Here is a 14,290-nt window from a genome sequence, read left to right on the forward strand (position 1 = left end):
TCACCAGATTAATGACCATGGTTTTCGTCTGCCCGTCATAGAACCACCGGGGCTCCGCGAGCATCACGGAGCCCATATCCTGACGTTTCACAACAGCGCCGTTTTGGAGTGACAGCTCAGTATCGGTAGATGCGGAATGGTACGTCAGGTCCCCGGATTTAAAGTCCTCGACAATAGCGCTTAGTCCGTCGCGGATAGTAATCGTTGAAGACGGCGGAGTATGGAGTGAATTATAGACTGTCAGAGCTCCTCCCCCGATCTTCAGCGAGGTCTCCTTGTAGGGGACGGTCTTGTAGGCTAGGCTTTTGACGTCATTCTGGAGCACGATCATGTTCTTTTCCATGATCTGCTCGTCCGCGCTCGTCTGCTGCAGCATCAGCATCGGGTACCCGTACAGGGTAACAAGCCCGATACCCGCGATCATCAGGGTAAAGATGAGGAGAAATCCGATTGATTCGGACACCCCCTCATTCATAGATGCCCGGAATTTTTTCCTCGTCATATAAATCCTCCCGAATTGTAGCTGATTCTGTTCATACCGCTGCCTGTGGTGTTCCCACCGGCCCTTTGGGATGAACCAATACCAGCGATTGCCACGTTGGACACGACAGAACCTCCTTTGACGCTCACCGTCTGGGCCGAGAGATCGTTATTAATTTCAACAATGTAACTTCTCCCTGCGATTTCATCGGGAATATCGAACCGTGAGGTAATATTCCCGGTAACGGGTGCAATGGCATAGGTGTCAACAATGCGGGTGGAGATACCATTGCTGATATCGGTAAATGCTGAATTCAAGATAATGTTTGCCGGTCGGTCTATGAAATTTGTATTCGTAAGAAGGAGTACTACGACGAATAGGCTGATGAGAACACCGGTTATTATGATATACTCGATTATGGTTGCCACGCCGGCATCGTTTTCCCTTCGGGAAGATTTATTCTGATCGCCAGGTTTCATTGTATGCCACCACCCCGTTGTTGTAATGAATTTCAACATAGGTATAGGGATCATTTCCCGTCGGGGATAGTGATGAGAAGTCTACAACCGCATCATGCCTGATCAGGGAAAGATTGCGTATATCATTCTGCACCCAGGTCTGATTCCTGAAAGAGCCCTCATCCACGAGGTATGCGGATTGGATGATCACGCCCCTTACCCCGCGAATATCGTCTTTAGGGAATTCAGATACCGCCTCTGCGGTGGTTTGTCCCACTACCGTTGACTGGTTGAGCAGTATCGCGATAAAGAACAGGCTGAAGCTCACGACAAATCCCATAAGCACAATCCACTGTGCCTCATCATTTAATCCCGCCATAGTAAAGCCTCCACGAGCACGGCATGTTTTCCCAAACAGTACGTATCCGAACAACCGGGAAGTTTTTCAACAATGACCCATTCAGAAACACGTACGGCATGTTCCCCACCCACACGCGGATGGGAGGATTCGCCCAGAACGATATTGCCGACAGAACCATCCGCCTGTTGGTAGATCACATTTGCCTGGAACTGAATGCGATCCGGATCCACGCCGGTCTTGGCATTCACGAGGTTGTTGAACGTGGTCTGGAACGCTGCAGCATCATCCGTTTCGATCATGGTCTGGAGGGGGGTCTTGTCAACTGAACTGTTGGGGGCCGTGTTCATCATGTTCAGGGCGTCGCTCCCTGTCACTTCGAGCTGCATATCGCTGATATGGGTGTCCCCCATAGTATATACTGACGTCGAGTTGACTACGATGAAGGCGGAGAGGAGGAGGATCAGCGCCGCAGCGATCCCCTCGATGGTATACAGTTGCCCGTCCGCATTTACCATACCGCCACCTCCAATACCGCATCCGCAAGTTCGGGCTGGGTGACATTTGCCGGATGGTAATTATACTCGAATGGTTGGGTATGGGTGTTATTCAGGAATTGCTGTTCCGGGATCACTTCAAATGTCAGGTTGATAAAGATCGTATCGTCCGTATCTGATGTTATGAAAAATCCCGGCTCGAACACCATCGAGAAATCGTTCGTGAAGCCTGCCGGGAAGGAGGTAACCGGCGTGGCACCCCCATCTACATATAGGAAATTATCGTAGGATTCTGCAGTAATGTATAGGCTTTCAAGATTGGTCTCTCCATAGGATCTCTTGTAGAACTTGACATCGGACACAGACTTGGTGGGAATTTCGGTGTGCTTGATAGAATCCCGCGTCTCCTCGAAGTCGGTGATATTGATGATGATCTTATCCCTGAGCGGGTTGATGCGGTACGCTGCATCCCCGGTAGGTCTCCGTATCGTTCCTACATCATCGAATAAAAGAGAGGAGGTATTGATCATGATGGAGAACCGGTGATTCCCCACGTCTTCGGTATTGTTATAGTGGTATGTCTTGATTATTGTCTCACCGATTGTCGTATTGCTCCCACTCCTGATTTTTACATCCCTGCGTATATAACCATACGAGTAATAGTCAGGAATGCTGTCACCAATTGACCGGAAGGTGTCTTTTCCTACCTCTTTTAAAGAAATATTGAACCGGTAGGGAAAATCCCCGAATATCGCCCGTGTCTGGTAGTCTGCGGGATATTTGAAATCCGTGGTGCTAAAAAACCGGGTTATCTTGGTCTCATCGAGAATTCCTGGGGTGTCTTTTGAGATGGCAAGTCCGAACCGGGCAATATTGAGCTGGTTCTTTTGCAGCTCCCAAGGAATGCTTGTATCTGCCAATGGATTGACATCCCCGGGGTCCTCGACAAGGATAACACCTGTCCGGTAAGCAACGGCATCGAAATCGATCGTATGGGACTGAATCCCGATGAACAGCCCCGGGATCATGGTCGCCACCCAGATGAATGCAAGGATGAAAATGGTAAAACCAACCAGAAAGTCTACGGACATTGCACCGGTATTGTCAGTCATTGGCGGAAATCAGTGCTCCTGTTGTTGCATCGAATCTGAGTTCCCGTTGAATTTCTGGGCCGGTGATGGTAAGGTAGTAGGTATTTCCCGCAAGAGTCAGGTCCCGCGACTCGTTTGTGATCGAATCCGGTTTCAGGAAGATCCGCTCCCGGTTTTTCAGGAACAGATCCCGCGGCGTGATTATCGGGGCAAGGTGAATCTCTTGCTCCGGGCATCCGCCTGACCAGTTGTATATCCGTTCTCCAGAACGGCTGTAGGTGATAAGAGATGAATGCTCCTGCTGGCACACAATAATGTCCCAGCTGCTGGCATTTCCTGATGTATCAAGATTGTACCCTTGGATCATCCTTATGCTGGTTGTTGCGGTAGTGTTTTCCTCCCTGTTGGAGAGGCTGAACGGTATGCGGGATGCTGCATCTGGAAAACTTATTCCCGTGAATTGATCGGACTGGTTTAGAATGATAAAACCGGTATTGGCTTTTGTTTCTTTTGTATCAGGGGAAAAACTCAATGAATGGAGGGAAATGATACCTGATATCCCGAGTATAACTCCCGCTATTACGATAAAAAAAAGGAGATATGCCAGTTTTTTCATGGGATTACTCAATGGTTTATAGGACGGAACTGAAATATAAATTTTCGTTAATTGTGATACGTTTGTATTTCCTTTAGTTATCCCGATTACGAATAATTGGGTGGTTTTGTGTTCACGATTCTGTCCACCCATCGAGCCTGAGGAAACGCGAGGGGCACTTTTATCCCTGCATCCCGGTTCCCTATCAGAGGATTGAGCGGGAAAAATTCCCGTCTTATAAATTTAACCAGTCCCGCAGGAGAGTTTGGCCGGCAATCTGATTCCGGTAGCGAAAAATGGAAGGAATTGTTGGGTGTGGGAGGAATAAACATCAAAAAAATTGTTTTTTCACGAATCCGACAATAATTTGAGCAAAATTTAAAATACAAAATTATATATACTTTTGAGAGAGAAAAACCTCTCTCAGGAAGGAGGTATGATAGTGAAACGAACGATTCTGGGATTGATTGGACTTCTCCTCCTTGTCAGTTCGGCAGCAGCACTGGATCTTTCTTCATCGACGATTAGTACTCCGGGATGGATCATTGCAAACGGTGCAGACAATTCCGTCATCACCGTTACCGTAATGGATACAGGAACCGGCCCTATCGCGGATGCGGATATTACCTTCTCCCTTGATGCTGCCTCGCAGACACTGGGGACGATCTCTCCTGCAATCCCTGCCAAAACCGATGCGAATGGAAAAGCAACAGCGGTTATTACTGCTAAAACGATCAGCGGCAATGCTACCATCTATGCAACTATTTCCGTCAACGATGGCGTGACACTCCCCGTTACGCTCACAACATTCCAGCAGATCGATCACAACACCCCGGAAAAAGCGAGTTTTGACACCTATCCTACCGATTTGATGGTTGGTTCTGAGACGCGGGTGAATCTTACCGTATACGATTACTGGAACAACCGCGTTGACAACAGGAATATTCCGGAAGCGGTTCGGATCACCGTAACCGGTGATAACGGGGTCGGATTAAAGGATGGCGCAGAGTACGTAACTGAAAAAACGTATTATACCGATGCCGAGGGCAATGTATCCATCGATCTCCGTCTCTCCACGGTAGCGGGGGAGAACACACTCTGGATGGACCCGATTGGTAACATGGTAAAGATCCCATCCAAAACGGTTGTCGGGATTGCTGAGGAAATCCCCTGGTATATCGAGCAGACCAGTGCCATTAACACAGAAGGTACGAAATCACCCCTCCCGGCAGACGGGCTCCCGGTAAATGACGTGACCATTACGTACATGCTCACTGACAAATTCGGCAACCCGATTGAGAATGCACCTGTGCTCTGCACATCATCCGACGGGCAGAGTGCAACACGGTACACCAATCTCAATGGGAAGGTCACGGTCATCTTCCCGGCACAGGATGAGGCAAAGGTATTCACGCTCAATGCGTCCACTTCCGCAAATCCGTCCGCAACCTGCAGGGACCCGAACAATGTAGGGTATTGCAGCCAGCAGATTGAATACTATAATACCGATCCGGTGGACCTGCTGTTCACTGTTAATCCGCAGTCCATGGCAAGCCTTGATGTGGACAGCATGACCCGGGCCATTCTCCAGGCACGGGTAGTCGATGCAAAGGGCAACCCGGTGAAAAATGAGAAGGTATACTTCTCGCTCGGTACCACAACCTATGATGCGACATATATCGGGGCTACGGATCCGGTACTTGCAGTCGGACCGACTGATGCAGTCCTGGTTGGTGACGACGGGTATGCAACCACAGAGTTCAGCCCCGGGGCATTTGCAGCCGAGGGGCAGACTGGATTCGATCCGACTGCCACCGGCCAGGTGGTTGTGACAGCGAGCTGGACGAACACGGCAGGTACCATCACCAAATCGCGGGATATCCTTCTTGTCTGGAAGAATTATCCCTATCTCAGTACCTATTCATCGATGAAATGTGACAATGCTCACGTAGGGGACCAGCTGAACCTTACCATCCAGCTCAAAGGTGACGGTGCAGCGCTCAAGCCGAATCCCATTGATGTTGTCCTTACCACCGATCGTTCCGGCAGCATGATGGAGGATAACCCGGACCGCATGGTCAACGTTATGGCAGCATCCGCGGCATTTGTTGACGAGATGGGACCGAACGATAAAATTGGTGTTGTATCGTTTGGAAACAAAGGGGATACTTCAGCCTCAACGTATACGCACTGGGCGGGCTGGTATGGGTACTGGTATGAGGTAGCTGATGGCCCGGGCCCTGGAATTGATAAGGACCTGAGTGATGATTCCTCGTATAAACTTGCGCATTATACGGCCTCTCCGACATCCTATCTTGATTATGCTACAGTAGACCAGGAACTGACCTCAGATCCGGGGAGTGCTAAGAGTGCGATCAATTCCATGGTTCCCAGCTCGGGCACTCCTTTGAGGGATGGTCTCAGGAAAGCTGTCCAGGAACTCAAATCAGCGAGGACACGATCGGGGGCTATCAAGGCGATTATTCTGCTTTCCGATGGGGATTACAATTATTATGGCGATCCGCTTGCACGGGGAACCGGGTATTCTTCTTCACAGAAAAGTCCAACAGGATTTGGAGATTTAACGACATCATATATGACCTATTCCGATACAGATGGATATCAGAGTATGGCTGCATATGCAAGTCACAACGGGATAAAAATCTACTCCATTGCCTTCGGAGAGAGTATTTCCAGTGGCGGGAAAACAACGCTTGAAACGCTTGCCACAACTACTGGCGGAAGATATTTTGAAGCCTCCTCGGCAAATATTGAAGATGTGTATATTGCGATTGCCGGCGACCTGCAGGAAACCGCTGGTGGCGACACGGAGGTACTCTTGGATTTTGGCACCGTGACAATTGACGACAATACGGGGAGTGATATCACCCAGTATATGGACTATGTGTATGAGGTGAAAACTCCTGTTCAGGATAGTTCAACCTACATCAACAAGTCCAATGTTACCAAGTACGGTGTCTTTAACCAGCTCGTAAGCAATGTCCAGGATGATACTGCCAGCTGGAGTGCCCGCCAGATGCATTATGATGTAGGTACGATCAAGCTCAACGAGACATGGAGTGCAACTTTACGTTTGAAACTGACGAAAGCAGGATCATTCGATCTCTTCGGCCCCGCAAGTGCCTCTGCCATCACGTTCACCGATATGAGTGATACGACGAATCCGGTGACACAAACTGCATTCATCCCGGAAATGCAATGCAAGGTGTACCCTGTAGGGGAAAACCCCGGGTATGGCACCAAAACCCTCCAGGTAAGCGATCTCTCGGTTACAACCTCGGATCCAACGGTATGGAAACTGGCATGGAAGACCTCGTACGATGGTGATAAAACCGTTACGGAAACGTTACAATCACGGATGGCGGATGGTGCTGCAGCATGGCAGACCCTCCCCGGCGGCATCACGACAATTGACACTCAGGTGATCAATTCCCCCTCATACTACACACTTTCATTATCAGATACATCACTCTGGGTAAAAGGGAAATGTTACGAGTTCCGGGTCATTGCCCAGGCCGAGGATACCGATGATTCGGTGACGCAATCCAGTTCTACCTGCATAAGTTCGTCCGGTGGGACTATATATATTAAACTAGAATAATTTTTTCGCGGAAATGCTTAATAAAGCCATGAATTCTTTTTTTAAAAATTATTATTCTGGATCGAATACCCGGCATGCAACGTAGTTCCGGCAGAATTCGGTTGATGCACCCACAGCAGTTGCCTGTTGTTGAACGTGTTAAAAGAAAAATTGGATGGGTTATTTATCCGGGTGCCGGTGTTACGGCACGATCTTCGAGATTGGTATCTCAAGGATATCTTCGGCCCCGCACTTCTTCAGTTTCGGGATGAGTTCATTGACCGCATTCTTCTGCACCACAGTCTGGATGCTGTAATAATCGATCCCGTGAAGCCTGCTCACTGTAGGTGTCTTCATGGCCGGCAGGGCAGATACAAGGCGCTCCATGGAGGCAGTCGGGACGTTCATGGTCAGGAGCACCTTGTGACGAGCCTCGATGACGCCGAACAGCAGGGTCTTGATCTCCTCGATCTCCCGGCGCTTCTCCGGGTCCGCCCAGCTTGCCTTGTTGGCGATGATGACGGTGTGAGACTCCATGATCTGGCCGATGATCTTGAGCCCGTTCTTCCGGAGCGTAGTCCCGGTCTCGGTCAGGTCTACAACAACATCCATGAGGTCCGGCACCTTCGCCTCCGAGGCGCCGTACGAGTGGAAGAGCTGGACCGGGATCTTCTGTTGCTCGAAGAACCGTTTTGTCAGCTCCGGGTATTCGGTCGTGACCCTGCTGCCGGGGCGGATCTGGCTGACGTTCTCTATGGGTTCGTCGCGGTGTACCGCGATGACAATCTTCACGTTGCCTTCTCCTGTCTTGCTGTACGAGAGGTCGGCCACCTCAACGACATCCGAGCTGGTTTCGTGTACCCAGTCGAGGCCGGAGATTCCCAAGTCAAAGTATCCCTTGTCGACATAGGTCGGGATCTCCTGCGGCCGGAGGATCTTGATCTTGCCGATGCGGCTGTCGTTGATACGGGGATTGTAATCGCGGTCCGTGCGCCGGACCTCGAGGTCGGCCTCCTTGAACAGCTGGAGCGTCTGCGCCTCGAGGCTGCCCTTCGGGAGTGCGATGGTGATCATACCATACAAAATCGCTGTAAAAACACAATAAAGGATTGGGTGGTAAGGAGAATTGTACTTAATCAAAAGAGTGGATGACAAGCCCGCTCAGTAATTTAGGTTCGAACCACGTGGACTTCGGCGGCATGATGCCTCCCGCATCTGCGATGGAGAGGACGGTCTCCACCCGTACCGGCTGCATGGCAAATGCAAGCTGGTATGTCCCGTCGTCCACGAGTCTTTCGAGGTCCGCAACCGGACGGGCCCCACCAAGGTACTGGAGCCGGGCATCGCCCCGGGGGTCGGTGATCCCGAGCATGTCTTCCAGCACATACTTCTGGAGCACGGCAACGTCAAGAGCTTCAAGCGGAGTTGCACCGGGAGCCCGCGGCCGGGTGCATTCGTACCACGTGCCGGCAAGATACAGGTGGACAACGTGATACTGACCGGGATCCGCAATCGTTGGCGGGATATTGTACCCGCGGCCATCAACATTCCCGTACGGTTTCACCGTGAAACAGTCTTCCAGTTTTTTAAGGAACGACTCCGGAGTATGCATGCCGAGATCGGAAAGAAGGCGGCTGTACCCGTGGATCTTCACCCGGTCATGGGCAAAGATCACGCCCATGAACCGGCAGACTTCGTCGCCGGGTTTCCTGCCCGATGTAATGATGCGGTCTGCCAGGTTCACCGAGGCCTTTGCCCGGTGGTGCCCGTCTGCAATGTAGAGGGAGGGAACCGAGGCAAACCTCTGTTCGAGCACGGTAAGTACCTCCGGGTTCGCGATCCTAAATATCTGGTGGATGGCATCCTGTTCCGTATGGACCTCGGCAACCGGTGGATTATTGTGGGCAACCTGGGACTCGATAAAGGAGAATAATCCTTCCTCGTCCCGGTAGAGGAGCACAACCGGGCCGTTGTGGGCCCTGACGGCTTCGATGTGCCGGGTCCGGTCCTCCTCCTTGTCATAGCGGGTCAGTTCATGGCGGCGGATATGGTTGTTCCGGTAATCGTCCACATCAAGACAGCAGCAGAGGCCAAGGAACGTATCCCCGTCCTGCTGTACCCGGTACAGGTACATGCCGGGTGTGGTATCTTTTTTCAGGAGGCCCATATCTTCGAGTGAAACGAACATCTCACGTGCCCGCTGGTACACGTGGTCATCATGCGGGGGGGTGTCCGGGAGTTCAGCATCGGGACGGCTCACCCGCAGGAAACTCTTCGGGTTTTTCCCGATAATAGCACGCGCCTCTTCAGCAGTCACCACATCGTACGGTACTGCCGCGATCTTCGGGGCGGCTTCCGGTACAGGCCGCACTCCTGAAAAACGATAAATTTTTACCATACCTGACACCGTCCCGAAGACATACTATTAGTGCTCTCATAATTGTGCCTGATCCCATATATACCGAAGACTTCCCCCGGCAGGTCGGGCCTTTGCATCTCGCAGGGTAAATTCTATGAATTACGGACGCTCATGACTACTGTTGTCTGAAAGAATCTACGGAGATTATCAATGATCCGCCCGCACGATCTTGCCGTCTACCCGCTGCCGCTGATACGGAGAGCGATGCCCTCGGATATCGCGGCGATCGTTACCATTGAGAAGGATTCGTTCATCGACCCGTGGGGGCAGGCTGTTTTTCTTGAAGCCCTGGCCTATTACCCGACCACGTATTTTGTTGCAGTCTGTGACGGGGCGGTCGTGGGTTTTGTTGTGGGTGGCCTTGAGGACACCGGGGAGAATATCTACGGGCATATTTGTAACCTCGGCGTCAGCCCCCGCTACCGGCGCCGGGGGATTGCACGGCTGCTCGTCAACCGCCTTGAGCACCAGTGTGCACTGGAACTAGCCACCGGGGTCCAGCTGGAAGTCCGGGTCTCCAATACCGGGGCACAACGGTTCTACCAGCGCATGGGATACCGCCCGGTGTTTGGCATCGACCAGTATTACGCCAATGGCGAGGATGCCCTTGTCATGATGAAGTGGTTCCGGTTCTAAGCCGGTCCCCCTCTTGTTTTTACCACGTGTAACAACCAAAAAAGTGTTACTGGTCTGCCGGGTATGCGGCGATCCGTTTCCCGGACGTCGCGTCCGTGATACCCTGTGCGTTCCAAAGGATCAGAGAGATGTTCTCCAGCGAGACGGATTTGTTCCCGTGTACCCGGTAGGACCTACGGAGTTCCCCTGCCCAGCTGCTGGTGGGCACGCGCAAGGTGTTGTGCACCCAGGGCCCCGATGAGTGAGAGTTCCCCGGCAAGGACTCCGGCCCCGATGATCTCCCCGAGTTTCTTTGCATTCGTTCCCGGGGGTGTCCCGCTGCCGGCGACCCCGAGCAGTTTCAGGCACTCCTGCTGGGTCTCGACCCCGGTCCCGCCGCCAACGGTCCCGATCGGGAGCGAAGGAAGCGTGACGGCGACATAGGCCCCCGTTTCCGTGAGGTCGACCGTCGTGATGCAGGTGCTGCCGTCGATTGCATGCGCTGCATCCTGCCCGCAGGCAATGAACATGGCTGCAACAACATTGGCCGCATGGGCATTGAACCCCATCGCGCCGGCCCGGGCGGAGCCGACGAGGTTCTTCCGGTAGTTTACTTCAAAGAGAGTCTTTGCATCGGTCTTCAGGATCGAACTGATCTGTTCGTGGGTGAGGGCGACCCCGGCGACAACGCTCCGGCCCCGGCCCATGATGCCGTTGATCGCAGCGGGTTTCTTGTCGGTGCACATGTTGCCGGAAAGGGCGATGAGCCGCACGCCCGTTCCCTGTGCGATCAAATCGGCGACTTTCGCGCTTGCGATCGTCACCATGTTCATGCCCATCGCATCCTTGGTATCGAATTCGAGCCGGACATAGACGCTCGTCCCGGCAACGAACGTAACGATGTCTGTCAGTTTCCCGTGCGAGGTGGTGCTCTCCGCCGCAGCCTTCAGTTCGTCGCGGTGCACCTTCACCCAGTCGCAGACCTGTGCCGCGTGGCCCACGCTGTCCGCAGCAAAGACCGGTGCCCGTGTCATCCCGTCATGGAGAATGCGCACCTCTGCCCCCCCCGCTTTGGTGATTGCGCTGCATCCGCGGTTGACCGAGGCGATAAGTGCTCCTTCGGTGGTCGCGAGCGGCAGCCAGTAATTCCCGGCAGCATACCCCCCGTTGATGAGGACCGGCCCCGCGACGCCGACCGGCACCTGCACGGTGCCGATCATGTTCTCGCAGTTACGTTTTACCACGCGTTCAACATCGATCGAGAAGATGCCGATGTTTTCGAGCGTGGTGTTCGTTTCCTGTTCAATGAAACTGCGCCGTACCCGGATCGCATCTATCGGGGAAAGTTCCTTTTCCAGTTCGTAAATTTTCAGTGTCTTGTTCCTCAGCTTATTGATGAGAATGGTATCCCCGTCCCTGTCCTGATCTGACTTTGCGCCATTGCCCTGCCCGGTGCGGCGCCCCGCATCATCAGCCATGATTAATGGTTAGCACCTATACTGTTATGATACACGTGGTCAGGAAGACGGTCGGACAGTGGGGTATCCGGGTGCCGTCCCGGCAGGGGGAAGAGATGCGGCAGGCACTCATACGGGAGGGCGCGCTCGATGCCTCCCTCAGGGTGCTGCGCGAGGGGAGTGATCTTATCCTACCGTTAACCGAAGAGCGCGAGGGCGCGGAGTGGTTTGAATTCGAGGTCCACCCGGGCCGCGAGCCCCTGCCCCGGCACGAACTGGTCGGTGGGATCGCCATCATGCAGGAGGATGACCCGGCAGGGGCGGAGCGACTGCTGGCATCCCGGCCCTCGCTCCATACGATCGTTTTTGCCGAGGGAGAGGTGCATGGCGAATACCGTACCCGCGAGTTTAAAATTCTCGCAGGTGAACCAACGACACGGACGCAGGTGACCGAGCACGGGCATACGTTTACTGTTGACCTGGCCGCCGCTTACTTCTCTGCCCGGCTCTCCACGGAGCGCCAGCGTATCCTCTCGCAGGTTCATGAAGGGGAAATTGTACTCGACATGTTTGCCGGGGTCGGGCCGTTTGCGATCACGCTGGCGAAGAGGGCGTCCTTTGTTGTTGCCGCGGACATCAACCCGAAAGCGATCGGCCTGATGCTGGAGAACCTTGAGAAGAACCGGATAAGAAACGTGCTGCCCCTGCTTGCGGATGCCCGGCACCTTGACCGTATCCTGTCGTGGCAATTCGACCGTGTCGTGATGAACCTGCCCCTATCCGGCACCGAATTTTTACAGGAAGCCTTCCGGCTCTGCCGGCCAAATGGGACAATCCATTTCTATTCCCTTGTGTCCGTGGAAGCGGAGCATACCGACCGGATCCGGGAACTCGGAGGGACGGTACTTTCCGAGAGAGTCGTACGGTCGTACTCGCCGGGGCAGTGGCACGTGGTGTATGACCTCGTTTTGAAATAATTATTTGAAAAAAAAATTTAAAACACGTTCGCTTCGGAATAGACCAGCACCTGGTCCTGTTGCAGTTCGTAGGGTTTGATCTCACGGGAATGTGACGACATCCTCATCTTCACCACTTCGAGGGCAAGGTGAACCGCAGAAAGATCTGAAGGACGCACGTACCGGAGGAGGATCACCGTGTCCGACAGGTACTCGATGAGACCGTGACGGCTGGAGAAGACATTGTTCTGGTCTGTCTCCGAGGTCATCATGATGGTGCACTTCTTGTCGCGGAGTCCCTCAATGAACCGGAACATCTCCTGGCGCCGTTCAGAGTCCGTGGCAAACAGGTCTTCGAAGAGGGAGATGGGGTCGATGACGACCCGGCTCGCTTTTACTTCATCGATCAACCGGGGCAGTTCGTTCTTGATCCGGTTATTGGCCAGGTTGAAATCAGTCGGGTCGAGCTTGATCACATAGAGCGATTTGTTCAGGAAGGGCTTGACATCCCATCCTTTCTGCTGCATGTACGTAAGGATCCGGTCTTCACGCTCCTCGAGGCTGATGTAAATGACGTTCTCCTTTTTTTTCAGCCCGTCCCAGACAAATTCGAGGGAAAAGGTGGTCTTCCCCGTCCCATACGTACCGATGATGGCACAGATGCTCCCCGGGATAAGCCCCCCTCCGAGCATGTCATCGAGGCCGAGGATCCCCACCTTGATCCGTTCGCCGCTCATATGACCACCCGGATATTACTGACCTCGAACCCGCCGGTTGTCGAGATCCTGACGGCAAATTTCACTAGGTCCCGTTCCTCAAGGTGGGGCATAACACCGCGGAATTTCTCAAAATACATCACCCGCTGCCTCCGTGCGCCGGTTGTCTCCTCCCACTTGAAGAGCAGCACCGCATCCACGATATCCGCGAGCTCGTGCTCGTGAGCGGATTCAAGGATCCCCCGACTGAGCAGCAGGTACGTGGTGATACCCCGTTGCTTGGAGATCCTCTGCAATCCGCGTAAAAACCCGGTAAGATTATTCCAGAAATTCGGTATGCTGGACTGGGTTGCGATATCCGTAATGGAATCGAGGATGAGCATGCTGCCAGGACTGATACCGTTGATGACATTTGCCAGCTGGAGGAGAATATTTTCACGGCTTGACCGTTTCTGGAGCCGGGTAATCACATCACTGTGGCTGTACCACTCGTCAGGCACGATGCTGCTGTCAAAATACAGCTCGGAGAGGTCATCGAACCGGATGGCCTCCACCAATGTCTCCAGTCCTTCTTTATGCAGGGAGGTCACGATCTCGTGCAGTACTTCCTCCTTCAGGCGCGTGAATGTGATGTACCGTATCTCGCTAGGGACCATCACATTCTCCGGCGCTCCCCCTTTCATGAGGCCGAGTGTATTAACGATCGAACTGTAGGCGAATTCGTAGTTACCTGCCCCGAGGTCCCCGAAGAGGAGAATGACCGATCCCGGGGGGACACCCCCCTCAAGAATAGGATCAAGTGACGGGATCCCGGTGGGCATTTTCTGCTTATGAAAATCCTGCATTCTGACCTCAATGACGATTGAATAGAAAATTTAGCAAGAAAAACTGTCATGGACTGGCTGATAAAGATATCTGCCGGATGCCCATATTCGTCCGGGAAATGAATATGGGTAATCGGCAAACGACCGGGAAAACGCCCGGAAATGTACCGGACTGACACATACTTATATAGATTGGTCTCCCGAACTATAAATCGGGAACCC

13 protein-coding genes and 1 pseudogene are annotated in these 14,290 nt (G+C 53.0%); 3 read left to right on the forward strand and 11 right to left on the reverse strand.

The genetic code is table 11. The features are described 5' to 3' along the window. The 6 genes and pseudogenes from M0R30_RS11710 to M0R30_RS11735 all read right to left on the reverse strand — a co-directional run. Positions 1-475 (reverse strand): annotated as a pseudogene (locus M0R30_RS11710) (hypothetical protein); the annotation flags it as partial. Between the two features lie 23 nt (positions 476-498). Next, positions 499-960: a hypothetical protein gene (locus tag M0R30_RS11715; RefSeq protein ID WP_292547092.1), complete on the reverse strand. Its 462-nt coding sequence runs from the start codon at positions 958-960 to the stop codon at positions 499-501. After that, the gene (locus M0R30_RS11720; protein WP_292547093.1) at positions 938-1,318 is read right to left on the reverse strand and encodes a hypothetical protein; all 381 of its coding nucleotides are present in this window, start codon (positions 1,316-1,318) and stop codon (positions 938-940) included. Before M0R30_RS11720 ends, M0R30_RS11715 begins: the two co-directional genes overlap by 23 nt. Then, positions 1,306-1,815, reverse strand: coding sequence for a hypothetical protein (locus tag M0R30_RS11725; RefSeq protein ID WP_292547095.1), 510 nt, complete (start codon positions 1,813-1,815; stop codon positions 1,306-1,308). The genes M0R30_RS11720 and M0R30_RS11725 overlap by 13 nt, the downstream gene beginning before the upstream one ends. Beyond that, the gene (locus M0R30_RS11730) at positions 1,809-2,906 is read right to left on the reverse strand and encodes a hypothetical protein (RefSeq protein ID WP_292547097.1); all 1,098 of its coding nucleotides are present in this window, start codon (positions 2,904-2,906) and stop codon (positions 1,809-1,811) included. Before M0R30_RS11730 ends, M0R30_RS11725 begins: the two co-directional genes overlap by 7 nt. Then, positions 2,899-3,633 carry a hypothetical protein gene (locus M0R30_RS11735; RefSeq protein ID WP_292547099.1) on the reverse strand — a complete coding sequence of 245 codons (735 nt, stop codon included), beginning with the start codon at positions 3,631-3,633 and terminating at the stop codon, positions 2,899-2,901. The genes M0R30_RS11730 and M0R30_RS11735 overlap by 8 nt, the downstream gene beginning before the upstream one ends. 283 nt (positions 3,634-3,916) lie before the next feature. On the opposite strand from M0R30_RS11735, the gene M0R30_RS11740 reads away from it, so the two are divergent. Continuing rightward, entirely contained in the window at positions 3,917-7,102 is a 3,186-nt protein-coding gene (locus M0R30_RS11740) for an invasin domain 3-containing protein (RefSeq protein ID WP_292547101.1), read from the forward strand. Positions 7,103-7,282: 180 nt separating this feature from the next. On the opposite strand, the gene hisG is transcribed toward M0R30_RS11740, so the two are convergent. Then, positions 7,283-8,155, reverse strand: coding sequence for an ATP phosphoribosyltransferase (gene hisG, locus M0R30_RS11745; RefSeq protein WP_292547103.1), 873 nt, complete (start codon positions 8,153-8,155; stop codon positions 7,283-7,285). Between the two features lie 58 nt (positions 8,156-8,213). Continuing rightward, positions 8,214-9,479 (reverse strand): DUF1015 family protein, encoded by a 1,266-nt coding sequence (locus M0R30_RS11750; protein WP_292547105.1) that lies wholly within the window; start codon positions 9,477-9,479, stop codon positions 8,214-8,216. 171 nt (positions 9,480-9,650) lie between these two features. On the opposite strand from M0R30_RS11750, the gene rimI reads away from it, so the two are divergent. After that, positions 9,651-10,136, forward strand: coding sequence for a ribosomal protein S18-alanine N-acetyltransferase (rimI, locus tag M0R30_RS11755; protein ID WP_292547107.1), 486 nt, complete (start codon positions 9,651-9,653; stop codon positions 10,134-10,136). Between the two features lie 173 nt (positions 10,137-10,309). On the opposite strand, the gene hmgA is transcribed toward rimI, so the two are convergent. Next, positions 10,310-11,593 (reverse strand): hydroxymethylglutaryl-CoA reductase (NADPH), encoded by a 1,284-nt coding sequence (gene hmgA, locus M0R30_RS11760; RefSeq protein ID WP_292547109.1) that lies wholly within the window; start codon positions 11,591-11,593, stop codon positions 10,310-10,312. Between the two features lie 26 nt (positions 11,594-11,619). On the opposite strand from hmgA, the gene M0R30_RS11765 reads away from it, so the two are divergent. Continuing rightward, positions 11,620-12,549, forward strand: a complete 930-nt coding sequence (locus tag M0R30_RS11765; RefSeq protein ID WP_292547111.1) for a class I SAM-dependent methyltransferase family protein — start codon at positions 11,620-11,622, stop codon at positions 12,547-12,549. 17 nt (positions 12,550-12,566) lie between these two features. On the opposite strand, the gene M0R30_RS11770 is transcribed toward M0R30_RS11765, so the two are convergent. Further along, complete coding sequence (locus tag M0R30_RS11770; RefSeq protein WP_292547113.1) at positions 12,567-13,265, reverse strand: KaiC domain-containing protein; 699 nt, start codon at positions 13,263-13,265, stop codon at positions 12,567-12,569. Next, positions 13,262-14,089, reverse strand: coding sequence for an ATPase domain-containing protein (locus M0R30_RS11775; RefSeq protein ID WP_292547116.1), 828 nt, complete (start codon positions 14,087-14,089; stop codon positions 13,262-13,264). Before M0R30_RS11775 ends, M0R30_RS11770 begins: the two co-directional genes overlap by 4 nt. Positions 14,090-14,290: the final 201 nt, after the last annotated feature.

Source organism: Methanoregula sp., from assembly GCF_023227875.1.
GTDB lineage: Archaea > Halobacteriota > Methanomicrobia > Methanomicrobiales > Methanospirillaceae > Methanoregula.

What these genes read in the sequence shown, in the direction of transcription:
- M0R30_RS11720 (WP_292547093.1), bottom strand. Translation starts at nt 1,318, where the DNA reads ATGGCGGGATTAAATGATGAGGCACAGTGGATTGTGCTTATGGGATTT.
- M0R30_RS11715 (WP_292547092.1), bottom strand. Translation starts at nt 960, where the DNA reads ATGAAACCTGGCGATCAGAATAAATCTTCCCGAAGGGAAAACGATGCC.
- hmgA (WP_292547109.1), bottom strand. Translation starts at nt 11,593, where the DNA reads ATGGCTGATGATGCGGGGCGCCGCACCGGGCAGGGCAATGGCGCAAAG.
- M0R30_RS11725 (WP_292547095.1), bottom strand. Translation starts at nt 1,815, where the DNA reads ATGGTAAATGCGGACGGGCAACTGTATACCATCGAGGGGATCGCTGCG.
- M0R30_RS11770 (WP_292547113.1), bottom strand. Translation starts at nt 13,265, where the DNA reads ATGAGCGGCGAACGGATCAAGGTGGGGATCCTCGGCCTCGATGACATG.
- rimI (WP_292547107.1), top strand. Translation starts at nt 9,651, where the DNA reads ATGATCCGCCCGCACGATCTTGCCGTCTACCCGCTGCCGCTGATACGG.
- M0R30_RS11765 (WP_292547111.1), top strand. Translation starts at nt 11,620, where the DNA reads ATGATACACGTGGTCAGGAAGACGGTCGGACAGTGGGGTATCCGGGTG.
- M0R30_RS11750 (WP_292547105.1), bottom strand. Translation starts at nt 9,479, where the DNA reads ATGGTAAAAATTTATCGTTTTTCAGGAGTGCGGCCTGTACCGGAAGCC.
- M0R30_RS11730 (WP_292547097.1), bottom strand. Translation starts at nt 2,906, where the DNA reads ATGACTGACAATACCGGTGCAATGTCCGTAGACTTTCTGGTTGGTTTT.
- hisG (WP_292547103.1), bottom strand. Translation starts at nt 8,155, where the DNA reads ATGATCACCATCGCACTCCCGAAGGGCAGCCTCGAGGCGCAGACGCTC.
- M0R30_RS11735 (WP_292547099.1), bottom strand. Translation starts at nt 3,633, where the DNA reads ATGGGTGGACAGAATCGTGAACACAAAACCACCCAATTATTCGTAATC.
- M0R30_RS11775 (WP_292547116.1), bottom strand. Translation starts at nt 14,089, where the DNA reads ATGCAGGATTTTCATAAGCAGAAAATGCCCACCGGGATCCCGTCACTT.
- M0R30_RS11740 (WP_292547101.1), top strand. Translation starts at nt 3,917, where the DNA reads ATGATAGTGAAACGAACGATTCTGGGATTGATTGGACTTCTCCTCCTT.